General features: G+C 55.5%; 18 protein-coding genes and 1 pseudogene. 7 read left to right on the forward strand and 12 right to left on the reverse strand.

What is annotated here, in order from left to right:
* Nucleotides 1–2: 2 nt before the first annotated feature.
* The 4 genes from creD to creA form a co-directional block, all read right to left on the reverse strand.
* A complete protein-coding gene (gene creD / locus AB8W27_RS17630; protein ID WP_041923171.1) occupies nt 3–1,361 on the reverse strand; it encodes a cell envelope integrity protein CreD in 1,359 nt (452 codons plus the stop codon).
* Nucleotides 1,362–1,440: 79 nt separating this feature from the next.
* Nucleotides 1,441–2,865, reverse strand: coding sequence for a two-component system sensor histidine kinase CreC (creC, locus tag AB8W27_RS17635; protein ID WP_041923170.1), 1,425 nt, complete (start codon nt 2,863–2,865; stop codon nt 1,441–1,443).
* Nucleotides 2,865–3,557, reverse strand: coding sequence for a two-component system response regulator CreB (gene creB / locus AB8W27_RS17640; RefSeq protein ID WP_012815212.1), 693 nt, complete (start codon nt 3,555–3,557; stop codon nt 2,865–2,867). Before creB ends, creC begins: the two co-directional genes overlap by 1 nt.
* 18 nt (nt 3,558–3,575) lie before the next feature.
* Nucleotides 3,576–4,055: a protein CreA gene (creA, locus tag AB8W27_RS17645; RefSeq protein ID WP_007767322.1), complete on the reverse strand. Its 480-nt coding sequence runs from the start codon at nt 4,053–4,055 to the stop codon at nt 3,576–3,578.
* 209 nt (nt 4,056–4,264) lie between these two features.
* Between creA and robA the strand changes: the two genes are divergently transcribed.
* Nucleotides 4,265–5,134, forward strand: a complete 870-nt coding sequence (robA, locus tag AB8W27_RS17650; protein WP_012815210.1) for an MDR efflux pump AcrAB transcriptional activator RobA — start codon at nt 4,265–4,267, stop codon at nt 5,132–5,134.
* Here the strand turns inward: robA and gpmB are convergent.
* Nucleotides 5,131–5,778 carry a 2,3-diphosphoglycerate-dependent phosphoglycerate mutase GpmB gene (gpmB, locus tag AB8W27_RS17655; RefSeq protein WP_004386285.1) on the reverse strand — a complete coding sequence of 216 codons (648 nt, stop codon included), beginning with the start codon at nt 5,776–5,778 and terminating at the stop codon, nt 5,131–5,133. The genes robA and gpmB overlap by 4 nt on opposite strands.
* Before the next feature lie 56 nt (nt 5,779–5,834).
* Here gpmB and yjjX point away from each other — a divergent pair, with 56 nt between their 5' ends.
* On the forward strand, nt 5,835–6,350 hold the full coding sequence (yjjX, locus tag AB8W27_RS17660) for an inosine/xanthosine triphosphatase (protein WP_012815209.1): 516 nt from the start codon (nt 5,835–5,837) through the stop codon (nt 6,348–6,350).
* Here yjjX and trpR read toward each other — a convergent pair.
* A complete protein-coding gene (trpR, locus tag AB8W27_RS17665; RefSeq protein ID WP_007767317.1) occupies nt 6,341–6,670 on the reverse strand; it encodes a trp operon repressor in 330 nt (109 codons plus the stop codon). The two genes, yjjX and trpR, sit on opposite strands and share 10 nt — an antisense overlap.
* Nucleotides 6,671–6,723: 53 nt before the next feature.
* Nucleotides 6,724–8,658, reverse strand: coding sequence for a murein transglycosylase (gene sltY, locus AB8W27_RS17670; protein WP_041923169.1), 1,935 nt, complete (start codon nt 8,656–8,658; stop codon nt 6,724–6,726).
* 234 nt (nt 8,659–8,892) lie between these two features.
* Between sltY and ettA the strand changes: the two genes are divergently transcribed.
* The 5 genes and pseudogenes from ettA (at nt 8,893) to AB8W27_RS17695 (ending at nt 17,148) form a co-directional block, all read left to right on the forward strand.
* Nucleotides 8,893–10,560 carry an energy-dependent translational throttle protein EttA gene (gene ettA / locus AB8W27_RS17675; protein WP_007767314.1) on the forward strand — a complete coding sequence of 556 codons (1,668 nt, stop codon included), beginning with the start codon at nt 8,893–8,895 and terminating at the stop codon, nt 10,558–10,560.
* 503 nt (nt 10,561–11,063) lie between these two features.
* Nucleotides 11,064–12,211 (forward strand): annotated as a pseudogene (locus AB8W27_RS17680) (capsule biosynthesis protein).
* 28 nt (nt 12,212–12,239) lie between these two features.
* Nucleotides 12,240–13,904 (forward strand): polysaccharide biosynthesis/export family protein, encoded by a 1,665-nt coding sequence (locus tag AB8W27_RS17685; protein WP_041923167.1) that lies wholly within the window; start codon nt 12,240–12,242, stop codon nt 13,902–13,904.
* 4 nt (nt 13,905–13,908) lie between these two features.
* Entirely contained in the window at nt 13,909–15,936 is a 2,028-nt protein-coding gene (locus AB8W27_RS17690; RefSeq protein WP_041923166.1) for a capsular polysaccharide biosynthesis protein, read from the forward strand.
* A gap of 15 nt (nt 15,937–15,951) precedes the next feature.
* Nucleotides 15,952–17,148 carry a capsule biosynthesis protein gene (locus tag AB8W27_RS17695; RefSeq protein ID WP_012815203.1) on the forward strand — a complete coding sequence of 399 codons (1,197 nt, stop codon included), beginning with the start codon at nt 15,952–15,954 and terminating at the stop codon, nt 17,146–17,148.
* On the opposite strand, the gene AB8W27_RS17700 is transcribed toward AB8W27_RS17695, so the two are convergent.
* From AB8W27_RS17700 to AB8W27_RS17720, 5 genes are all read right to left on the reverse strand, one after another.
* Entirely contained in the window at nt 17,143–18,372 is a 1,230-nt protein-coding gene (locus tag AB8W27_RS17700; RefSeq protein ID WP_041923165.1) for an alpha/beta hydrolase, read from the reverse strand. The two genes, AB8W27_RS17695 and AB8W27_RS17700, sit on opposite strands and share 6 nt — an antisense overlap.
* Before the next feature lie 66 nt (nt 18,373–18,438).
* Nucleotides 18,439–22,221 carry a CDP-glycerol glycerophosphotransferase family protein gene (locus tag AB8W27_RS17705; protein ID WP_012815201.1) on the reverse strand — a complete coding sequence of 1,261 codons (3,783 nt, stop codon included), beginning with the start codon at nt 22,219–22,221 and terminating at the stop codon, nt 18,439–18,441.
* Entirely contained in the window at nt 22,214–23,323 is a 1,110-nt protein-coding gene (locus tag AB8W27_RS17710) for a stealth family protein (RefSeq protein WP_012815200.1), read from the reverse strand. The genes AB8W27_RS17705 and AB8W27_RS17710 overlap by 8 nt, the downstream gene beginning before the upstream one ends.
* Nucleotides 23,324–23,325: 2 nt before the next feature.
* Complete coding sequence (locus AB8W27_RS17715; RefSeq protein WP_012815199.1) at nt 23,326–23,991, reverse strand: ABC transporter ATP-binding protein; 666 nt, start codon at nt 23,989–23,991, stop codon at nt 23,326–23,328.
* Nucleotides 23,988–24,764 (reverse strand): ABC transporter permease, encoded by a 777-nt coding sequence (locus AB8W27_RS17720; RefSeq protein WP_041923164.1) that lies wholly within the window; start codon nt 24,762–24,764, stop codon nt 23,988–23,990. The genes AB8W27_RS17715 and AB8W27_RS17720 overlap by 4 nt, the downstream gene beginning before the upstream one ends.
* Nucleotides 24,765–24,870 lie beyond the last annotated feature (106 nt).

Genomic DNA, 24,870 nt, shown 5'->3' on the forward strand with positions numbered 1-24,870 from the left:
TTTTACTTCCAGAGCCGGAACCGCTCCTCCTGAGGCGCGGGCGTTAGCTGCTTATAGCGCGGCTTCACAGGCGTCAGCGCATACCAGTCGATGTGGCGCGTCAGCAACATCACCGCTGTGAGCGCGACAAACAGCAACCCGCTGCCGAGCAATAGCGCGAAATCCTGCGAGCGCAGCAACTGCCAGAGCACGCCGTCAAGCGCCAGCAGACCGCCTGCGAACATCAGGCTACGTCGCCACCCTTTCAGCACCGCCTGAAGATACAACGTATTCAGCCCGGCGCCTGCGAGACTGGCGGCAAGCCAGGCCAGGTTAAAGCCGATATGTTCAGAAAACGCCAGCAGCAGCAGGTAAAACATCACCAGCGACAGCCCCACCAGCAGATACTGCACCGGGTGCATCGTTATGCCGCTGAGCGTTTCGCAGACGAAAAACGCCATATAGGTGAGCGCTATCAGCAGCACGGCGTATTTCACCGCCCGGTCGGTCAGTTGATATTGATCGACCGGCGTCGCCACCGTCACGCTAAAGGCAGGCAAGTTGCGGAGCGTGACGGCCTCTGTGTCCTGAAATTCACTGTCGATGTTATTGGCATACCAGCTGCTGCGCCATTTCGCCGCGAAACCACTGGCGGAAATCTCCCGCGTCGCCGGCAGGAAATTGCCGTAGAAACCCGGATGCGGCCAGTTGCTGATAAGCGACAGCTCGCTGTTGCGGCCCAGCGGCACGACGGAAAACGCGCCGGTGCCATTCAGTTCCAGCGAGAAACTGACGGCGAGCGTCGGGGAATTCAAAAGCCCCGCAGGCACCCTGGCATGCAGCCCCTGGCCGCCCTCTTCAAGACCAGAACCCGGCTCGACCGCCAGCGTCTGCCCGTTGATTTTTAGCGCGCCCACGTTACCGATGCCACGCGCATCGCCTACCGCCATCACCAGCCGCGCCTCGCCCAGCCGGTACTGCGCGCCGGGGTTCATCGCCTGTTCTGGCAGCGTAAAGCGCGCCTCCAGCGCGACGTCGCTGCGCCAGATTTGCCCTTCGTAAATGCCGATGTGGCGCGGCTCAACCGCCTGCTTTCCCGTGACCACCAGCGACTCCGGCAACCAGTAACGGATAAAATTACGCTCTTTGGTGACGTCTTTACCCGCTTCCGTGGTGGTGGTGATTTCCGTCACCGGAATGGCGATAAGCGGCCCGACCAGCTTTTGCGGCCCGCTGGTGCTCTGCTCAAGCGAGTGTGAGACATCGTCGCGATAGTCGGCGCGCTCGCCGATGATAACGCTCAGAATGCGCAGCGGAATTAACAGGAGCGCCATACAGCCCAGCAGCGCCAGCCCTTTTAACATCAGTGGTGATTTCAACATAAGCCTCTCCTCTTCAATGCTGCCAAAGATAGAGGGCTTATGTGGGGTGGAAATGAAGTTATGTGAAGCGTCGGTGAAGTCAGGCGATCGGTAACGTCAGCCGCGCCTCAACGCCGCCTTCCGGCCGGTTGGCGAGCGTAATCTCACCCTGGTGAAGCCGCGCCACTTCCTGCACGAAAGCGAGCCCGAGGCCGCTGCTCTTCTGCCCGCCTGCGCGCGGCAGCGAATAGAAACGCTCGAAAATACGCGCCAGCGCGTAATCCGGAATACCGCTGCCGGTATCCATCACGCGCACGATGGCGCGATCGCCCTCCCGCCATGCGCCAAGCGTTATCTCGCCGCCTGGCGGCGTAAAGTCGAGCGCGTTCACGAGAAGGTTGCCGAGCGCCTGATGCAGCAGCGCTTCATCGCCCGCCACGCGCAGGTCGCCGGGGGCGGGATCAACCGTGAGCCGCACCGTTTTTTGCAGCAGCATCGAGGCGTGCAGTTCAGCGAGCGTGGCGAACAGCGGCGCCAGCAACACCGGCTCCGGCGTGATATCCAGCCGGTTTTCGAGTTTGGCCTGGTGCAACAGCTTCTCCACCAGCGCCTGCATACGCGCGTTTTGCTCCAGGATGTTGTCGCAAAAGCGCTGCGCCACCGCTGGCGGCGGCGATTCGCGCAGGATCTCCGCCGCGCCGCGAATGCCCGCAAGCGGGCTTTTCAGCTCGTGCGTCAGCGCATGGACATACTGCTCAATGTAATTTTTGCCTTCCAGCCGCACGCGCATGTTCTCCAGCGCCTGCGCGAGACGCCGCAGCTCACTACTGCCCGGATCCGGCAGCGGCAGCGGCGCGGCTTCCGTAACGGAATCGGCGTAGCGCACCAGCGTACCGATGGAGCGGTTGATCCACAGCACCATCACGATGCCGGTCAGCAGCGCAATACCGAGCAGCGCGATGCCCGCCATCATGATCCGGTGCTCGCTGCGCCGTATCACCGGCGCGAGCGCGATATTCGGTTTGCCCACGCTCAGCACGCCGATGATGCGTCCGGCGTCGCGTACCGGGGCCGCGACATACATTACCGTGCTATCCGGATCGTCCGGGTGCAGCGGCGAACTACGCGCGCCATATTTGCCGCGAAGCGTCAGCCAGACATCGTTCCAGCGCGAGTAATCCTCCCCCACCGCCGCGCCGCTGGAGTCAAAAACCACACGTCCCTGCGCGTCGGTCAGGTAAACGCGATATTCATTGCGCTCCTTTTTGATGCCGCTGATGTTGGCGTTCACCGGGTAATGGTTTAACCGCTCAAACGCCTGCGCCAGTTGCCCGTCGCGCGGATGGCCCGCCAGCAGATCGTCACGGGCGATTTCCGCCAGCAGCGTGGCGGTGTCGTTAAGCGATCCTTCCGTCGCACGCCGCACGCCGGGCTTGATCTCCTGTACAAAAATCGCGAGCACAAACCAGGCCGCCACGGCGACAATCAGGAAATAGCCCAGCAGAAGCCGCATGCCGATGCGCATCAGTTTACCGCCAGGCTGTAACCCAGCCCCCGGTGCGTATTGATGGGCGATGCCTCAGGATTGACCGCGCGCAGTTTGGCGCGCAGCGTTTTGATATGGGTGTCGACGGTGCGATCGAAACTGTCGTTGGCATCGCCCCAGACTCTGTCCATCAGTTGCTGGCGCGAGTAGACGCGTCCCGGCGCCAGCAGCAGCGTTTTGAGCAACAGATACTCATAGCGGGTGAGCGGCAGCGGCTGATCGCAAAAGGCGATCTGCGCGGCATCGTCATTGAGCTCGAAACGCCCGGCCCGCACGACCGTCTGCGCGCCGCTCTGCTGTTTTTGCAAACGCCGCAGAATGGTGCGCACGCGGGCGCAGACTTCGCGCGGCGAAAACGGCTTGGCGACGTAATCATCCGCGCCGATTTCAAGGCCGATAAGCTTATCCACCTCTTCGCTACGCGCAGTCAGAAACAGCACCGGCAGCGCCGGATACGCCGCCAGAAGCTGACGACACAGTTCAAAGCCGCTGATATCCGGCAGGCCTACATCCAGCACCACAAGGTCAGGCAGCGCCTGGCGGGCGGCGTCGAGCGCAGGCAGCCCGCGCTCAAACGTCCGTACCGTAAAACCTTCGAGCTGCATCACATACGCCAGCGCTTCGCTGATGCTGGTTTCATCCTCCACCAGCCAGACGGTTGTCTGATTCATCCTGAATAATCCTGTGAATTACCGGGCCTGACCCCACGGCATAATCGGTACGGCGCTCAGCGCGTTTTTCGGCGAACCTTCCACCACTTTATCGGAGTAGGTCAGATAGGCCAGCGTATTGCGCTTCGCGTCGTAAAACCGCACCACCTGTAATTTTTTAAAGATAAGCGAGGTGCGTTTCTGGAACACCACATCGCCCTGCGATTTACCGGCTTTGATTTTATCGCTCAGTTCGATGGGCCCGACCTGCTGGCAGGAGATAGCCGCGTCGGAGGTATCTTCCGCAAGTCCGAGGCCGCCTTTAATACCGCCGGTTTTGGCGCGGCTCAGGTAACAGGTCACATTTTTGACATCCGGATCGTCAAAGGCTTCCACCACGATCTTGTGATCCGGCCCCAGCCATTTAAACACCGTATCGACCGATCCAATTTCTTCAGCACGTAAACCGCCGCTTAAGGCCATAAACATTACCGGAACTAATAACGTCCTATATTTCATATTGTTACCATTCATTAAAGGTTACGTTTAGTGACTATTCACTGTGAGAACAAAAAACCTTACAGATCACATTGTTACTCAAAATGCCCGTTTTACAGCAGCAGATCTCGTCTAAACCCCAAAAGAAAACACTGAATGCCAGAAGAACAAAAATGCTACTATTCGCTACCTACTTTTTCAGGCACTGCGTTTAAGGATGAGAATTATATATGGATCAGTCTGGGATCATTAGGGATCTGCTCACCTGGCTGGAAGGCCATCTCGATCACCCCTTGTCTCTGGACAATGTGGCGGCGAAAGCCGGCTATTCCAAGTGGCACTTACAGCGTATGTTCAAAGAGGTGACGGGCCAGGCGATTGGCGCTTATATTCGCGCGCGCCGGTTATCGAAATCCGCTGTCGCCCTGCGCCTGACCGCTCGTCCTATTCTCGATATCGCGCTGCAATACCGTTTTGACTCACAGCAGACCTTCACCCGCGCGTTTAAAAAACAGTTTTCGCTGACGCCGGCGCTCTATCGCCGCTCGCCGGACTGGAACGCGCAGGGCATGCGTCCGCCGATCCGTCTTGAGCCGTTCACGCCGCCACCGCACCAGTTCGTTACGCTCGCGCCGCTACACCTCACGGGCCTGACCCAGAGCTATACCTGCTCGCTTGAGCAAATCTCGGTGTTCCGCCAGCAGATGCGCGTGCAGTTCTGGCGCGAGTTTCTGGCGAACTGCCCGATCATGCCGCCGGTTTTTTACGGGCTCAACGAATCGCGCCCGAGCGTGGAAAAAGACGACGAACAGGAAGTCTTTTACACCACGGCGCTGCCGGAGCCGCTGGCCGAGGGCTGCGTGGAGCACACCCATCCGGTGACGCTGGAGGGCGGCGAGTATGTGCAGTTCACCTATGAAGGGCCGGGCACCGGCGTGCAGGAGTTTATCCTGACGGTCTACGGCACCTGTATGCCCGCGCTGGGGCTCACGCGCCGCCGTGGTCAGGATATCGAGCGCTATTTGCTCACCGAAGAAGCAAGAGCGCAGGAGCGTGATATCAACCTGCGCTGCGAGTACCTCATCCCAGTCCGCCGTTAACGCTGTAGCTCATCCAGCGCAGGCGCATCGAGATGCGACACATCGCCTGCGGTTTCCACTACCCAGCCAGACGCGAGCCACGGGCTCTGCTGATAATCCACGCGCGAAATCGAGCAGTTACGCAGGCGCAGACGGCGCTCCGCATACGCGGGCAGGCCGAGAATGGTGCTCACCAGGCAGCCAAGCGCCATGCCGTGGCTGACGAGTAGCGGGCGGCTCCCCGGCGGCAGATCGAGACAGGCGTTCAGCGCGCCGTGCATACGCTCGCTCACTTCCTGCATCGACTCTCCCTGCGGAATACGACCGTCAGGCGTGCCGTTCACCAGCTGACGGCGCCAGCCTTCTTCTTCTTCGCTGAGCGTGTCGAGATGGCGGCGCTCAAGGATGCCCATATCCAGCTCGCGCAGGCGCGGATCGAGTATCACGTCGCAGCCGCAGCCCTGCGCGATAATCTCGGCGGTGCGCTGTGTACGCCCCAGATCGCTGGTGATGATGTGCGTGATGCCAAGCGCCTTGGCGCGCTGCGCCACCTGCATGGCCTGGCGTTCCCCTTTTTCCGTCAATGGGCTGTCCGATTGCCCCTGGATGCGTCGCTCGGCGTTCCACTGCGTTTCACCGTGGCGAACCAGATATACCTGTAACATGCTTTTTATCCGTTATACTGCTGCGACTTTAAACGTCTGTGAGTGTGAATTGAATTATGTACCATGTTGTCTGCGCCACGACGAATCCAGCCAAAATTCAGGCGATTCTGCGTGCTTTTAACGAGATTTTTGGCGAAGCATCCTGCCACATTGACGCCGTCTCCGTCGATAGCGGCGTACCGGAACAGCCGCTCGGCAGCGCCGAAACGCGCACGGGCGCACGCCAGCGCGTCATCAATGCCCGCGCGTTGCGTCCGCAAGCCGATTACTGGGTGGCGATTGAAGCCGGTATCGATGACGACAGCACCTTTAGCTGGGTGGTGATTGAAAGCGCAGACCAGCGTGGCGAAGCGCGCTCGGCGACGCTGCCGCTGCCTGCCGCGATTCTGGATGAAGTGCGCGCCGGAAAAGCGCTGGGGCCGGTGATGTCTGCCTGGACAGGCATTGATGAAATTGGGCGTAAAGAAGGGGCTATCGGCATTTTCACCGCCGGTAAGCTGACGCGCAGCAGCGTCTACCATCAGGCAGTGATCCTGGCCTTAAGCCCCTTTCATAACGCAGTTTACCGCTGAGCCTGTAACAGCTCTTGTTCGAGCCACTGGCGCAGCTCCGGCGGCGCCGCTTTCAGGCTGTTAGAACCGCGGGTGATCGTCGCGATCCCCGCGCCCAGCTCGCTTTTCAGCTCGCGCTGGCTCATCTCTCCGCGCAGCAACTCTTCTATGATCCGCACGCGCGTGCCGAGCGCGGCGCGTTCGTCCGGCGTCAGCAGCAGCGTCAGCAAAGGAAGATGCAGGTCGTTGTCGAAAGATTGTTTCAGGAGCGCCACAAAGCGCAGCCACTCCTGATTACTCTGTTCGGCCTGGGCCGCGGAATAGGTTGAATGTTGAGTCATCAGATGCCGCCATACTCGTTCACTAGTACGACAGGATAGCACAACGCCGCCGATCAGTAACGACGGCTCCATTCCGCATCGCTCATCAACACCGGCTTACCGCCCATGAAGTAGCGATAATAGGCATCGTAAGCCAGCACGTTTTTCACATAGCCGCGCGTCTCGGAGAACGGAATACTTTCGACAAACGCGACCGCATCGATACGCCCCGCGCTGTTGCCAAGCCAGGTGCGCACGCGCCCCGGTCCGGCGTTATAGGCGGCAGAGGCGAAAATACGGTTGTTGTCGAACATTCCGTAGACATACTGCAAATAGCTGGTGCCTATCTGGATGTTGGTTTCCGGGTCGAGAAGCTGCGCGCTGCTGCTGTAGCCCGGCAGATTAAACATCTTCACCGTGTGGGTGGCGGTGCCTGGCATCAGCTGCATCAGGCCGGACGCGCCGACCGGCGAGCGCACTTTTGGGTTCCAGGCGCTCTCCTGACGGGCGATCGCCATCGCGTAGCTCTGCGGAACGGCTTTGTCGCTTACGTAGCGGGCGAACAAATCTTTATAGGCCAGCGGGAAGCGCTCTTCGAGTTGATCCCAGAGCTTACCGGCGATCGTCGCCTGCACGCTCAGATCCCACCAGTTGCGGTCAAACGCGTAGCGCGCCAGCGCCGCCTGCTCCTGCTTGCTGCGGCTGGTGACCAGATTCGCCCATTCGCTGCGCGCGGTATTATCAAGCCCCCAGTACATCAGCTCGCGCACGCGCGCCATCTCTGCGCCTTCAAACAGCGCGCCGTTAACAGCTGGCGCTTTATCGACACGCAGCGGGTAATCCTCGCCGAGCCGCTGCGCTGCCGCCATGGGGTAGAAACCGCGCTGCTGCATCAGCGAATGTAGAATGGTTTTCGCCTCGTCGTCGCGTCCGCGCTCCATCAGCAAATCGGCCTGCCAGTAGCGCCATTCGTCTTTTTCTTTCGCCTCCATCGGCAAACGCGCAAGCCAGGTGTTCAGCCCGCTGCGATCGCCGGCGCCGAGCGCCATACGCACCCGGCGCTCAATCAGCGACGTGGATTCTGAGCGCATGATGGCGTCGTCGCGCCAGCGGGCCTGTTCTTCCGTCACATCGCTGCCCATCAGGCGCCACGCCACGATATCGCGCAGCTCCTGCGCCTGGGCGTCATTAAGCTGCTGGGCCTGGATGAGCGAAGGGATCATCAGCCGGGCGTTTTCCACATCCTGGCGGGCGACGCTTGCGAACGCCACCGCGGCCATCTGGCGCGTGAAATCGGTCGCTCCGACGCTGCGTACAAAGGTCATCACGCTGTTAGGATCGTTCGCAAGGCTCACCAGCGCGCTGCTGATGGTCTGATAATCCGGCGGCAACTGGCTGGCGAGCGAGCTGACGAGCGACGTGTTGCCCTCCTTCATGGCAAGCCGAATACGCTCAAGATAAGCCAGCGGATCCTGCGCGCCGGATGTGCGCCACGCCTGGAAAAGCCGCTCGCACGCCGCAGGCAGGTTTTTGCCGGTCTGCCAGAGATCTTTCGCGCCCTGCCAGGCGCCCTGCGCGTCGCCGGTGTTCCATTTCGCGTAATAGTAGTTGCACTGCGCCTCGGTGCTGCCCGGCGGCTGCGGGCTGAACGCCAACACGCCGCGCCAGTCTTCGCGCCGCGCCAGTTCGTTTACAAAACGGGAGGTGAGCGTGCGCGCCGGCGGCAGCGTTGGGTTCGCCTGGATAAACTGCTGCACCGCGATGGTCGGCTCGTTCATTAAATCGTCAGTGAGCTGGCGATACTGCAAATAGGGATAGAGCGGATAGGTTTGCAGGGTGGGCATCAGTTGCTCCACCACGTCCATCTGCCGGTTATCCCACGCTTGTTTGATCTGCGCATAGCGGCTGCGCTGCTCGTCGAGCGAATCGGCGCGTGCGGCCTGGCCGAGCGTCAGCAGGCAGACGCCCGCCGCCAGCCACCGCCAGACCACCTGTCTGGATGTTCCCACAATCCTTCCTCATGTTAATTGACTGACCGGCAGCCTCATGCCGCCTGAAATTCTCAGATACTTCATGCTAACCAGGCGAAGGCCGTTGCGCCATGTCGCGAACATTTTTTTACCATTCGCGCATTAATGCCTCTTACGCCGCATTCGCGGCGTTGCTGGCTGGGATTAAGCGTTGAAAACAGCTAAACTCCGCAGCTGAGAAACCCTTAATCATGATAAGAGGCGAAGTCCAACGTGGCTCAATTCGTATACACCATGCATCGCGTCGGCAAAGTCGTTCCGCCGAAGCGACACATTCTGAAGAATATCTCTCTGAGCTTTTTCCCTGGCGCCAAAATCGGTGTGCTGGGCCTGAACGGCGCCGGTAAATCCACCCTGCTGCGCATCATGGCGGGCATCGATAAAGATATCGAAGGTGAAGCCCGTCCGCAGCCTGGCATCAAAATCGGCTACCTGCCGCAGGAGCCGCAGCTCAACCTGGAACACACCGTTCGCGAATCCGTTGAAGAAGCGGTGTCCGAAGTGGTTAACGCGCTGAAAGGTCTGGATGAAGTGTATGCCAAATACGCCGAACCGGATGCCGACTTCGATAAGCTTGCCGCGCAACAGGGCAAATATGAAGAAATCATTCAGGCGCATGACGGTCATAACCTGAACGTTCAGCTGGAGCGCGCGGCTGATGCCCTGCGCCTGCCGGACTGGGACGCGAAAATCGCGAACCTCTCCGGTGGTGAACGCCGCCGCGTGGCGCTCTGCCGCCTGCTGCTCGAAAAACCAGACATGCTGCTGCTTGACGAACCGACCAACCACCTGGACGCCGAATCCGTCGCCTGGCTGGAGCGCTTCCTGCACGACTTCGAAGGCACCGTAGTGGCGATTACCCACGACCGTTACTTCCTGGATAACGTCGCAGGCTGGATTCTGGAGCTGGACCGCGGCGAAGGCATTCCGTGGGAAGGCAACTACTCTTCCTGGCTTGAGCAGAAAGATCAGCGTCTGGCGCAGGAAGCCTCTCAGGAAGCGGCGCGTCGTAAATCCATCGAGAAAGAGCTGGAGTGGGTGCGTCAGGGCGCGAAAGGTCGTCAGTCCAAGGGCAAAGCCCGTCTGGCGCGCTTTGAAGAGCTTAACAACACCGAATACCAGAAACGTAACGAAACCAACGAACTCTTTATTCCGCCAGGACCGCGTCTGGGCGATAAAGTGGTGGAAGTCAGCAACCTGCGCAAATCCTACGGCGATCGCGTGCTGATCGACGATCTGAGCTTCTCGGTGCCGAAAGGCGCGATTGTCGGCATCATCGGCCCGAACGGCGCGGGTAAATCCACGCTGTTCCGTATGATGTCCGGGCAGGAACAGCCAGACAGCGGCACCATTACGCTGGGTGAAACCGTGAAACTGGCGTCCGTTGACCAGTTCCGCGATGCCATGGACAACAGCAAGACCGTCTGGGAAGAAGTTTCCGGCGGGCTGGATATCATGAAGATCGGCAACACTGAGATGCCGAGCCGCGCGTACGTGGGCCGCTTTAACTTTAAAGGCGTGGACCAGGGCAAACGCGTCGGCGAGCTGTCCGGCGGTGAGCGTGGTCGTCTGCATCTGGCGAAACTGTTACAGGTCGGCGGCAACATGCTGCTGCTCGATGAACCGACCAACGACCTGGATATCGAAACCCTGCGCGCGCTGGAAAACGCCCTGCTGGAGTTCCCGGGCTGCGCGATGGTTATCTCGCATGACCGCTGGTTCCTGGACCGTATCGCCACGCACATCCTGGATTACCAGGACGAAGGCAAAGTGGAGTTCTTTGAAGGTAACTTCACCGAATATGAAGAGTATAAGAAACGCACGCTGGGCGCAGAAGCGCTGGAGCCGAAGCGTATCAAATACAAACGTATCGCCAAGTAATGACGCTAACGGCCTTCGCAAGAGGGCCGTTTTTTTATCTGTTACATCATTCAGATTAATACCCACCCCCTACTCTGATTTATTACCTGCTCATTGTTCCTTCATTTTTATTATGTTAATTAATGAACCCTATTTGCCCACTGATGTTTTATACGGATTTCGGCTCTCCGACGGCAAATAATTTTATTATTAGCGCTCTGTTTTCTCATGGATTGAAAATGTCACGGAATCGTTGTCAGGGTCAGCAGGCTGTAGCCTGTGCGTCGTTAACCTCATCTCTCCTCGCTTTTCATCATTTTCAGCGTCAATACATAAAAACGACAAACAGCTTGTAGTTTTACTACCAGCAGGGACGGCGGCTTACGGCTATGCTGGCGGCTTTCTGTTAAGCGCTATCGTCACACGCACGCTTTTATCGCAGGAATAATCCGGGCCGCCGTCAGAACATTTTTTATAAAAATATATATCTGTCATTTATTCATGAAATTAATGGTAATCACACTGTGCTCATTAAAATAACGCGTTTTTCAGCATGGATACGGCGTCAGGACATTTCCCGCCTGCTTATTTTGTTCCAGCGCCACAGCGCGAAAATCGTCATCGGCGCTCCGTTTTTATTGCTGGTCGTTTACCTGCTTATTTTCAGCCAGCCGCGTTATGTGAGCGAATCGCAAATCGCCATTAAGCGCGCCAGCGATATCGACAGCGGTAGCCTCAATATTGGCCTGCTGATGGGCGCCTCCAACCCCAGCTCTGCCGAAGACGCGCTGTATCTGAAAGAGTATCTGCACTCGCCGGATCTCCTGACCGTGCTCGATAAGCAGCTTAATTTCAGGCAGGCGTTTGGCGCGAGCGGGCTGGATCTCTTTTATCACCTCTCCTCCGGGCCACTACGGAGGAGTTTCTCGATTACTACCGCCACCGCATCACGATTGATTACGACAACAAAAACGGCCTGCTGACCATCCAGACGCAGGGCTTTACGCCGCAGTTCGCCCTGCGCTTCAACCAGGCGGTGCTGAAGGAGTCTGAGCGGTTTATCAACGAGCTTTCGCACCACATTGCCCGCGATCAGCAAACCTTTGCCGAAGGCGAGCTGGAAAAAGCCCGTCAGCGGCTCGATGCCAGCAAAAGCGCCCTGCTCGCCTTCCAGAATCGCAACCAGATGCTCGATCCGCAGGCTTCCGCTGTAGCGGCAAGCTCGGCGGTTAACAACCTTACGGAACAAAAAATCCGTCAGGAAACGGAGCTGCGCACCCTGCTGACTTATCTGCGTGAAGATGCCCCGCCGGTCATCACCACGAAAAACACGCTGGCCTCCATCAACGCGCAGATTGAGAAAGAGAAAAACAACATTACGGCCCCGGAAGGCAACCGCCTTAACCGCGTGGCGGCAGATTTCGAAGAACTTAAATCGCGCGTGACCTTCGACACCGACCTGTACCAGCTGGCGCTGACGGCCATCGAAAAAACGCGCGTGGAATCGGCCCGCAAGCTGAAAAGCCTGGCGGTTATCAGTTCTCCCCAGCTCGCTGAAGAAGCCCGCTACCCCGAGACGCTGTACCTGTTAGCCAGCTGTTTGCTGATCTGCGGTCTGCTGTTCGGCACGCTCAAACTGCTGCTGGCCATTATTGACGATCATCGTGCTTAACCTTGCCGCTTTAACCCCTGAGAGAGTTATGAAAAACGTTTCATTCGCCTCACTGATCTTTTTCTGTTTGTCGGCCAGCGCCAGCGCGCTTGATTTAACCGCCGACCCGGCGCTGACAGGCGCAGCGCCGATACTCACGCCTACGTCATCCGCGCCGGTTAGCGCCGACGGTTTTGATAACACCCCGCCGCCCGCGCCTGCCACGGTGATGAGCCGTATGTTCGGCGCGCAGCTCTTTACGTCACAGGCCGCAGAGGGCGGCGCCAGCATCGCTTTTAACCCCAACTATGTGATTGGCCTCGGCGATACCATCCAGGTGCGTTTATGGGGCGCATTCGCCTATGACGGCACGTTAACCGTCGATCCGAAAGGCAATATCTTCCTGCCAAACGTCGGCCCGCTGAAGGTCGCTGGCGTCACTAACAGCCAGCTCAATACGCTGGTAATCATGCGCGTGAAAGAGGTTTATCAATCCAACGTAAATGTCTACGCCTCGCTGCTCCAGGCGCAACCGGTGAAAGTATTCGTGACGGGCTACGTCCGCACGCCGGGGCTGTATGGCGGCGTGGCGTCCGATTCCCTGCTCTCTTACCTCAGCAAAGCGGGCGGCGTGGACAGCGATCGCGGCAGCTATGTGGACATCACCGTCAAACGCGGCCAGAAAACGCGCTCCCACGTCAATCTGTATGACTTCCTGCTCAACGGTAGCCTTAGCCTGTCGCAGTTTGCTGACGGCGACACCATTATCGTCGGCCCGCGCCAGCATACTTTCGGCGTCGAGGGCGATGTTTTTAACAGCTATGACTTTGAGTTCACCGATGAGCGTATCTCTGTCGCCGAAGCGCTGCGCTGGGCGCGGCCTAAACCGGGCGCCACGCATGTCACGCTGGTGCGCCAGCAAGGCGCGATGAAACAGAGCGAATACTTCCCGATTGGCGAGGCCGCCAGCCGCACGCTTCAGGATGGCGACAGAATGGTGGTCAGCTCTGACCGCTATACCGGCACCATTCAGGTACGTGTGGAAGGCGCGCATTCCGGGGAACACGCGATGGTGCTGCCTTACGGCGCCACGATGCGTCAGGTGCTGGCGAAACTGCGCCCGAATACCATGTCGCAGCTAAACGCCATCAAGCTTTACCGCCGCTCGGTCGCGCTGCGTCAGAAAGAGATGCTGGATCTGTCGCTGCAAAAGCTCGAACAGGCCTCGCTCTCCGCGCAGTCATCTACCCAGGAAGAATCGCGCCTGCGTATGCAGGAGGCGCAACTGGTGAGTCGCTTCGTGGCGAAAGCCCGTACCGTGGTGCCTCAGGGCGAAGTGGTGCTGAGCGAAAACAACCTTGATTCGGTGCTGCTGGAGGATGGCGACGTGATTACCATCCCGGAGAAAACCTCTCTTGTAATGGTGCATGGCGAGGTCCTGTTCCCCAACGCGGTGACCTGGGAGAAAGGGCTCGATCCTGAGGATTACATCGCTAAATGCGGCGGCATGACGCAAAAAGCCAGCGGTGCGAAAGTCATCGTGATTCGTCAGAACGGCGCGGCGCTGGATGCCGAAGAGGTCGATGAGATGCAGCCGGGCGACGAGCTGATGGTGCTGCCGAAGTATGAGTCGAAAAATATCGAAGTGACGCGCGGGATCTCGACCATTCTGTACCAGCTGGCCGTCGCAGCAAAAGTTATCCTGACGCTGTAAGGCAATGAAAATAATGGTAACCGGTATTTTCTCGAAGGGCATCTGGCGCATTCCCGGCTTAGCGCATCTGCTGCCAATGCCTTGCCGGAAACTCACGCCGCGCCGGGCTATCCCGGACGATATTACGGCTATCGCCGTCTGGGGTCATCGCCCCAGCGCGGCGGCGGCCGAGGCTCGCGCCCGTCAGGCCGGGCGTGCGGTTATCCGTCTGGAAGATGGCTTTATCCGTTCTGCCGGTCCGGCGGTACATGGTCATCCGCCGCTTTCACTGGTTATCGATTACGATGGCATCTACTACGACGCCAGTAAGCAAAGCACGCTGGAGAAACTGATTCAGGATCGGCCCGGCAACGACGCGCACTGTGAGGCGGCGCAGGAGGCGATGCGGCTTATCGTGCAGGGTGATCTGGCGAAGTATAACCACGCGCCGCCCTTTGACGGCGCGCCAGAGACCCGCGCGGTGCTGGTGGTGGATCAGACCGCAGGCGATATGTCGGTCACGCTCGGCAATGCCAGCGCAGCCTCGTTCCGCCTGATGCTGGAGGTTGCCTGCGCCGAAAACCCTGGCGCCGAAATATGGGTAAAAACACATCCTGACGTCGTGAGCGGCCATAAGCGCGGCTATCTGCGCGACATGTGCGCGGATGGCCGCGTCCGACAGATAGCCCAGGATGCCAGCCCGCAGTCGCTGCTGCGGTGCGTGGAGCGCGTCTACACCGTGACGTCGCACTACGGCTTTGAAGCGCTGATGGCGGGCAAACCGGTGGTCTGCTTCGGCCAGCCCTGGTATGCCGGATGGGGGCTGACGGACGACAGGCACCCGGCCGCGGCAACGCTTGCCGCACGGCGCGGCAAGGCCACGTTACTCACACTTTTCAGCGCCGCCTATTTACGCTACGCACGCTACCTCAATCCGCAAACCGGCGAGCCCGGCACGCTGTTTGATGTGCTGTCGTGGCTGACGTTGCAGCGCCGTCATCAACTGGCGCTGCGCGGTACGCTCTGGACGCCAGGGCTGACGCTCTGGAAACGCAGTATCGTGAAACCGTTTCTCGCCACGCCCTATAACCGGCTGCGCTTTATGCGCCGCGTGCCGCAGGCCGACGCCTGCGTGGTCTGGGGAACGGCAGGTGAAGCCCGCTGGCAGGTGGCGGCGCAGGCGCATGGTCTGCCCGTATGGCGAATGGAGGATGCGTTTCTGCGTTCGGCGGGTCTCGGCTCCGATCTCTTTGCCCCGCTTTCACTGGTGCTGGATAAACGCGGCCTCTATTACGACGCCACGCGCGCAAGCGATCTGGAAGTCGCCCTTAGCGAGGCGCATCTGACGCCCGCGCAGGAGATGCGCGCCGAACGCCTGCGTCAGCAAATAATCGAAAACGGCGTCAGTAAATACAATGCCGGCGGCGCATGGCGGCTGCCGTCATCGGCATGGGGCCGCCGCGTTCTGCTGGTGCCGGGCCAGGTGAGCGATGACGCTTCGCTGGCCGGCGGTACGAAGGATATCCGCACGCTCACGGCCTTGCTGCGTCTCGTTCGCGCCCGAAACCCGCGGGCGTATATCGTTTTCAAAGCGCACCCGGATGTGGCCGCCGGTAACCGATCGGGCGAGCCCAGTGAACAAGACGCGCTGCGCTGGGCCGATTGCCTCGCGACACAGGCGGATATCGCCGGAGTGCTCGAACAGGTCGACGAGGTGCATACGCTCACCTCGCTGACCGGCTTTGAGGCGCTGCTGCGAGGTAAAACAGTTTACTGCTACGGCATGCCGTTCTATGCCGGATGGGGACTGACGCACGATGAATATACCTGTCCGCGCCGCACCCGGCGGCTCACGCTTAACGCGCTTATCCACGCGACGCTTATCGATTATCCCTTCTACCTGCACCCGACGCGTAAAACGCCGATGAGCGCCGAAGAGGCCGTCGCACGCCTCAGCGTGTCGCCTGCGCGACGCCGCGCGCTACAGCGCCGCCGGAAAACGCTTATGCGTCTGGCCAATAAAGCCCGCAATCTCTTTCACGCTCTTTTTTAACCCCGGTGACACCGCATGAACCGCAGCGCCCTTGATACTCTGCTTTCCGGCCAGAAATACCTGCTTTTGCAAGGGCCGATGGGGCCGTTTTTTCGTGACCTCGGCAACTGGCTGGAAAGCAAAGGCCGCGAGGCCAGACAGGTTATTTTCAACGGAGGCGATCGGTTTTACTGCCGCAAGGAGAAAAGCTTGCCGTATCAAGGCACGCCGGAGGGTTTTGGCGCGTGGCTTGCCGCAACGCGAAGCACGTGGTCATTTGATACGCTGGTCTGCTTCGGCGACTGCCGACCGCTACACCAGGCCGCCCGCCGCTGGGCGCAAACGCTGGGGATTCGTTTTCTGGTTTTTGAAGAGGGCTATTTGCGCCCGTGTTTTATCACGCTTGAAGAGAATGGGGTGAATGGGTTTTCCGGGCTGCCGCGGGAGGCAGGGTTTTATCGTACTCTGCCTTTTCTGCCAGTCCCTGATGTGCGACGCATCGCCCCTTCGCTCCTCAGGCGTATTAGTCACGCGGCCTGGTATTATCTGATGGGCTGTTATCATCGCCGTGCGTTTCCGGGCTACCAGCACCACAAATGTTTCTCGCCCTGGTATGAAGGCGCCTGCTGGACGCGCGCCGCCCTACGGAAGATCTGGTATCGCTGTACGGAGCGCCGCATACGACGTTCACTGGCCTCGCAGTATCGCGGACGATACTTTCTCGCCCTGCTACAGGTTTTTAACGACAGCCAGCTACGGCACCACAGCGATTACGGCGATATGTGTGATTTTATTGAGGAGACGATCGGCTCATTTGCACGCGGAGCTTTAGCCTCGCGAATGCTGGTCATCAAGCACCATCCGATGGACAGAGGGCACCGGCTTTACCGTTCGCTGATTAACGCCCTGTGCAAGCGCTATGGCGTGAGCGGGCGAGTGGTTTATGTGCACGATCTGCCTTTACCAGAGTTGCTGAGCAATGCGGCAGGCGTCGTGACCATCAACAGTACGGCGGGGATCTCAGCGCTCATTCACAATAAACCCCTGAAGGTAATGGGAAAGGCGCTGTATGATATGGAAGGGTTAACGTTTCAGGGGCCTCTGGATGCGTTCTGGAAAACGCCCTTTCGACCCGATCACCAGTTGTTTTCCACGTTTCGCTATTATCTGATGCATAAAACGCAGCTTAATATGGTGTTTTACAGCCGTGAAAACCCGTTCGTCGGGTTATAAATGTGCTTTACGGGCGACATAAACTTTTCCGTCGTTGCTGAAGACGTCCAGCGCTTCGCTGCTGGCGAGTGTGCCATTAACAAGCGCCGGTTCGGCCTCAAGCGCCTTACGCATCAGGGTTTGCTGACACGTAATATCCAGCCAGACCTGATACGTTCCGGCGGGTAACGCCTCCAGCGACAGCCCTTCATAGCGCGACGTACAGAACCAGCCTTTGTCGTAATTCACAAAGCCGCCGTCATAGAGCTGGCGCGACAGAATCGAACGATGGGCCTTCGCGATGCGGAATACGTCTTCAAAGCCTTCTTTTTTGAAAACCAAATCGACCTGAATATCCTGATACTCAGCGCAGTTTAGTCCTTTCAGCACCGCCACGCCTTCCGGGAACAACAATGCGCCTTTGACGGCAATTTTCTTTAATATCGCTACCGGTTGCGGCTTGAGTGGGCGCGGCAAAAGGCTATTATCCGCCGCCAGTTCACATTCGCCATAGCGCGGAACTGCGCCCTGCGAAAGCGAATAGAAAATCCCCAGCAGCAACGGCACATGGTAAGACGTCACCTGGTTATGCTCTCGGATAAGCAGTGACTGCGCCATGAAGAGATTAAAGTTGTGGTATTTCCTGAAGTCAGAAATATAGGGTTTCACTTCGCTCTCATATTGAATATCCGCCTCGGATGTGAGCAGATAGATATTTTTATCTAGCGCCGTATCGCTGCTTAACTGGCGAGGTAATAAAGCATCAAGTTGTCGGGCTGACGCTTCGCTCCCCTCGCCCGTCATATGCGTAAAAATCTCTGGCCAGTTTTTTCTGGCATAACTGCCGATATGAAACTGCGGGACCGTGGAGACAATATTTTTAAACTGATATTTAAGACCATACCAGAGCGCGGCGCTGCCGCCTTTAGAAAACCCCGCCAGCGTGCACTGTGTCTTATCAAGCCCATAGCGGATGAGCATCGTGTCGATAAACGCAATTACCGCCTGCTCAACGTAGAAATCGTTGTGATGGCATAAGTAATACGTGCAGGCGTTGTCAAAATCATCTTTGATCCAGACCACATGCGCGGGGCAATCCTGAAGGGCATTGGCAAAATCCCAGGTGAACATTCCTGCGCCGCCAAATCCGCTAAAAATAAAAATCATATGCTGAGTATCATATTTTCTCTTTTTATATCGATATTTAATCTGTACGCCATTAATAATTTCAGTTTGGTCTGTCATTTTTGCTCCATACAAAACAGGCGCGAATAGCCATCGCGCCTGTTTTTAAATTATTAGTATTTATGGTTAAACATCCGATTTAACGGAAAACTCACGCAGTAGCCGCAGATTCTGCAATTTTTCCGCCGAATTGGCTGGCATGTTCTGCGGGTAATGGCGTAACAGACTCAGCCAGCATTCATAGGCATCGTCCCAGTCCTCACAGAGCTGGGCGAGTTCGCACCGGAGCATCCACGTTTTCTGGTTATAACTGCTGATTTTATTACGAACGACCGACAGCGCCTGGCTAAAGCGGCCGGCCTCTTTTAAGGCTTCCGCGTAGATCAGACAGAATTCATCGTCTGGTTTATTCCGGGCCTCAACAAGGGTAATCGCTTCCCCAGTTTTTTTCAGGGCCAGGCATGCCTGTGCATAAATTTTCAGGAACCGCACGTCATTTTTTAACGCCTCATTCAGCGTACCAAAAAGCGTATACATCTCTTTATATTTACCGGTGCGCAGCAGCGCCACGCCGTAGTAATAGAGATGCTCATCCGGGAGATGATCGATATCCGCGCTGGCTTTATTCAGCTGGGTGAGGATTTTCTCCCAGTTCTGGCGCAAAAAGGCGAGACGGGCGATTTTCAGACGACACTGCGGATCGTTTTCGATGTATTTCTCATACTTCACCAGGCACTGATGAGCGTCGTTGAGTTTATTCAGCTGCTGATAACAATAAGACAGCGTAATCAGGAGCTTATTCTCGAGGCTTTCTGTTGAGGTCACATCAACGCCCTGCTCATCTACATAAGCAACCCCTTCAGCCCACTTTTGCTTCGCCAACAGTAAACAGAACCGGGCATAGCTGAAACCAGCCGCAGGGCGGGCTTTCTTACATAACGCCTCCAGCACGGCAGCCTGGCCGCTGCGATACAGGCAATAACAATAACGGTTATTATCAAGCGTCGCCTCGCCTGCCTCTTGCCAGTAAAACGCCGCCTGCTGCCAGTGGTGCTCGGCCATTTCCACCAGGGCGAGGCTTGCGGAAAGTGCGGTATGGCGCTGCTTTAGATGACGCTCATACCAGCCGTTGATGACACTACGCGCCGCGACCGTTTTGCCCTGTTTACGTAGCGCCTCGGCAAGCCCTGCACAGCCTTGTGCGTCTTCATCCTGCGTGAGCGCAAGCGCCAGATAAGCCTGCCAGCGTGTTTCGGCAAGCGCCCAGCGACGAGCTACCGCAGCCTGTTGTGCGTATTGTTGATAGATAGCTTTATCGGCAAAGCCTTCAGGTAACGGCGCATCCAGTGAGGCGATGGCCTGATAGGTACGTTCGCAGTTAAGGCCATCGCGGAACGGAAAAGTCTCGTTGATACGCTTGAGGATTTTCGCCGACGGCAGAGCATTGTTTTTTAATAATGTATTCAGCTCTTTAAACAACTCTTTTTCAGTTTCCACCACCGGACCAAAACCATGTTTGCGATAATCGAAGTAGCCTTTGGAATAGACATGCCCCGCAAAAAACTCCTTAGAATCAAATTGATAATATATGCTTTGTTTATTTTGCACCGCCATATCAAAAGCCACCGATGAATAGTCCGTAATCATTAAAGAGGCTCGTTTAAATAACCCCTGAATACTTCCAGAACCATGAGTAACAATCTCGATAAAATCTGGCGCATCGAAAAAATCCAAATAAGGAAGTATATTGAAGTGTGGGAAGAATACCACACGATAGCCATATTGATTTGCATATGCCGCTAGCAACGCTGAATGTAAAACACTTTTCCAACGTAATGCGAAATCGCTCTCCATAAACAATGGATTTATGGCACGCTCATCTCCATCGCCAAGCACTTTACCAACAATATTTTGCCTCCACGTCGGCATAATAACTATTAGTTTTTCCGCAATATTTTTGTTTTTAATAAGAACATCATGCCGAGGCAAGCCGGTCAAAAAGACATCTTTCTTAGAGTAATTATATTTTGTCAAATCCTCAACTATTGAATAGTACTCAGCCTGAGAAGAAGTGATAAAACAATCAATTTCATCCTTGGTATTCAACCAAGAGGAAAGGTCGTCTTTGATGACTCCATGCTGTAAAAAAACAAAGTGTCTTCCAGCAAGCATCTTCGGCCCAAGCAAATTAGTAACATAATGATTTGCATGAGAACTAATGACTTTACTGCACGAGCCTAAGGCAAGGGCGTGCTCAAATGAACCGAAATCAATTAAGTTAAACCCTTCGTTTTGAAGACGTTCCCAATCATGCGATTCTCTCTTTAAAGCAAAGAAAATTTTCCTTTCAGGATAGTTATTATTAACATAGCGATAAAGATGCTCTGCATTATCATCAGCCTGAGTATCCCGATCTATAAAAATCCATGCATCATGATATTCACTTTTCTTTTCATATTTAGGCATTATTCCAGAAAAATAATTTTTTATATTAATGACATTAACGCCATCTTTATATTGTTTACCGCCTAATGAAAGACGTGTTGGCAGTTGCGAAACGGAAATATTGATTTGCTGCGCGTCACCCAGCGCGACCCACAAGCGCCGCTCCAGGATCAACGTTTCATCCATAAAATCATGGCGGATAGTTTTTGCGTATGCCGGAATAACGTCACGGCCATCAACGGTAATCTGTTCAAGACCTGGCGTGTGGGTAAAATAGCGAAGCTGAACCATATGTTTATACGGATCGTACTTTTCTATATAGACGATTTGTGCATCCGGCTGTAGGCCTTTAAAGAACGAAAGCATTGCTATTTTCTGAAAGAACCATGCGCCGGCAAGCTCGAAATTCATAATCGTACTTTTATCCAGGTACGCGAATATTTCTCTGAGCTTGCTAAGAAAACGGCGTTTTTCATCCGCCGTCAAAAAAGCGCAGCGCTCGCCATGATTAGTCAGCCATTTCAGATACCAGACAATCTCATAAATAACCGTTCTTTGTATATTTACGGGCACTGAACCATCGTTGTCATGGTAATTTTTTAAAATATCGAGATAACCATATTCCGGAACATTCAGAAAGCGCTCTTTTTTAGTCCATGACGTATCCAGCGTAGACGAACCATCCTCACGCTTACGGTAATAATATTTTGAATGTTCCAGGAAGGCGGCATGACCGGCTTGATCGCCTTGCAGATAACGCGCAACAAAATGGGCGTCCTCAAAATTAGGCTTAACCCTGGCGTCAAAACAGACATCTTTCGAGACAATGATATCTGTGCGAAAAAACGCCGTACTGGCTGACAGCTGGATCTCCTTTTCCATGCTACAAAGCGGCACCAGCAAATTACCTTTTTTAAATTTAAAGCCTAAAGGATGCGCATCTTTATACTGATTTTTAGCTTCATAAAACATGATGGTATTACAACCCACCATTTTAATATCTTTATCCTGATGCTGATAAAGGAAGCTATCAAGGTTGTAAAAGTAATTCACATCAACAAAATCATCCGGATCGATAAATGTCACCCATTCTGTCGTGACATGCTGTAACCCGTTATTACGCGCGGCAGATTGCCCGGCATTTTCCTGATATATATAGGTAATGTTATGCGGGTATTTCTTCTGCCAGCGTTTAATTATCTCCGCAGAGCTATCGGTTGAGCCATCATCGACCAGGATCAACTGGATATGTTTCTTAAAGTTCAGACGTTGTCTGACAAAGCCTTCAAAGTAATCATCCAGAAAAGCGCTCACGTTATACACGGCCGAAACGACGGTATAGCCATAGTGACCATCTTCTTTTTTGAACCTGAATTTGCCTAATTTACGCGCCTGATTGGCTGCCATATCGCTGAAGAACAGTTTGGGGTCCCTTACCAGCTTGCGAAGTTTGTTATTAAACATCCTTGTGAGTTCCATTTTCAAAATAAGTTTCCAGCATTGCAATCAATTGATCCTGATAATTCCGGGTGCTTCTGTTACGTGAAGAAAAATCATTGGCACAAAAGGAGTGAGGCGTAACGCCCTTCTGCTGCCCATTAATCAGCGCGCGATAGTGCGTCCTCGCGGCAGGCGAGCGAACGTTAAAGTAGTAACAGATATCTCTCGCAGGTACGGCCAGGCCCATGGCATAGGTAAGCCAGGGGACCAGAAAGGTAGGCAAATTCAAATCAATGTCGCTTCTGAATTTACAGGGCAAAAAGGCGCGAATACGCTTGCCGTATCGCTGTCGGGCTTCGGTAAAAACGCTTTTACGCAGTGGAACGTATGTATGCGCCAGCGGCACATCCGGTGCAAAACCAGTGTCCTCAGAAAGTAGCGCCCTGGAATTGAATGATGCGCATAAGGCAGAGGTCTTTCGCCCACGCCCCGCCATTGCCGTCAGGCTCTTGCTGGCCATAAAAAGCGAAGCCAGGCCGTTGCCTTTGAAAAAGTGGCCAGCCGGGAGCGTTCGTGCGACAAAGACGTCATCATTAAAGTAAATAAAGTGTTCAGCGAGCCCTGGAATTGCATCTAAATGCGCTTCGATAACGTGGGAATTAAATGTCGGCAAATAACATTCAGGAATAATCTCCTGATGAGACACCATTTTTATCTTGTCGATTTTTTCAGCCCACGGGAGTGAATGCCCGTCGACAACAATATATATCCGCCGCACCCAGGGCATAAACGTTAGTACGCTCTGTACTGAATAAAAGATTTCGTTATGGTTGTTGAAGCGGGCTGAATCATGGTCAATACCAGGCTCTGCATGTCGTGGCTGCCAGTACTGCTCGAATTTTTTGCGCCACTGGCCGTCGTTGTTATCCACCCAGGTAAAAACCACGTCTACCGGGAAGGTGACATCATTCATGTTTTCAAGGGCAAGATCGTGCCTGATGAGCACGTTCTCTTCCGTTACCGGGCAGTTTATTTCATTAAGAATGAGCGGATGTTTTTTAAGGAGGTAATCCCGTAAGAACAGGCCAGGTGATGTAAGCAGTTTTTTGATTTTACTGTAGCGCATGTTTACAGGTTCTCCTGAGCTTTATACGCGTCAATGGCATCATCAACGCTGTCGTAAAAATGCACGTGATTTTCCCGGCCTATAAACACCGCCGCATCGCAGTACTGTTTTAGCGAATTGAGATTATGCGACACCATTAAAAAACAGGATTCGCGGTAGCGCTCCTCGAACAGCGTTTCGCATTTTTTACGAAAGCTCGCGTCGCCCACAGCGGTCACTTCGTCCACCAGATAGTAATCAAACCGGAAAGCCATGCTCAGCCCGAACCCGAGACGCGCTTTCATACCGGAAGAGTAGGCTTTCACCGGCATATCAAAATATTTTCCGAGCTCGGCGAATTCCTCCACGAACGCGACTTTTTGCCGCACTTCGTCTTTAGCGGCGTATAGCCGCGCCACGAATTTCACATTTTCGCGCCCGGTGAGGCTGCCCTGAAAACCACCCGCCAGCCCGACCGGCCAGGAGATCGACGCGCTGGAGACGATTCGCCCATGGTCCGGGTTATCCGTGCCGCCAATCATGCGCAGCAGCGTGGATTTCCCCGCCCCGTTACGGCCAATCAGCGCGATGCTCTTACCAGACGGCAGCGTCAGATTGAGATCCTTAAAGACATAATGCCGCCCAGCCGGCGTGCGGTACGATTTAGTGAGATTTTCGATAGCGATCATGAGGTGAGCATCGCCTCTTCCTGATGACGATAAAGCGCGAGGCCGGTAAAGAGCACAACCAGCGTGCTGACGGCAAGATACGTCAGACTCGCGCCCTCACTCTCATAGCTTGTCGCCAGCGATTCACGCGTCAGCTCTACCACATGCACCAGTGGGTTCCACGCGACCCAGCGTTGATACTCCTGAGGAATAGTATTGAGTGAATACATCACGCAGGAGATGAAATAGAGCGGGCGCGTCAGCAGCGGCAGAAATTTTTCGGCCTCCGGAAAGGCGCTACTGATGACCATAAAAATTAGCCCGGCGCCGAAGGAAAAAATCACCAGACAACACCAGACGCTGAACAGGATTAACAGGTGCGAACAGGTAAACGCCTCACCCGCCACCGCCAGCAGAGCGAGCAGCACCAGATAAACGACGATATAAATCCCTGCTTCCAGTAACGTTCTCGCAATGATCGTATCAATGGGTTTTACCGGGCGATAATTAAAAAGCCCCTGGTTCGCCTCAATGGCATTAATAGAACGACCCGTAATATGACTGAAAATAAAATAGGGAATAATACCGCTTAATAGAAAGACGGGGAATGAGATATCCGGCAGCGTCCGCTCCATCACGAAATCCAGCACAAACAGCAGGATGGCAAGATGCAGTAACGGCTCAAGCAGCGCCCAGCAGTAGCCCAGACGGAACTTGCCAAACCGCGTTTTTATCTCTCTTAAAAATAGCGCCAGCACAGTGGCGCGCTGGACATCCAGCCCATGCCTTTTCATAAAAAATCCTGGGTTTAGTGCTGTGAACAGGCTACCGCTATGGGATATACCCATAGCTTTGTGGAATACACCCTCGCCAGCAGAAATAAATAACAGCAACATATAC

This window comes from Cronobacter turicensis (assembly GCF_041222865.1).
Classification (GTDB): Bacteria; Pseudomonadota; Gammaproteobacteria; order Enterobacterales; family Enterobacteriaceae; genus Cronobacter; species Cronobacter turicensis.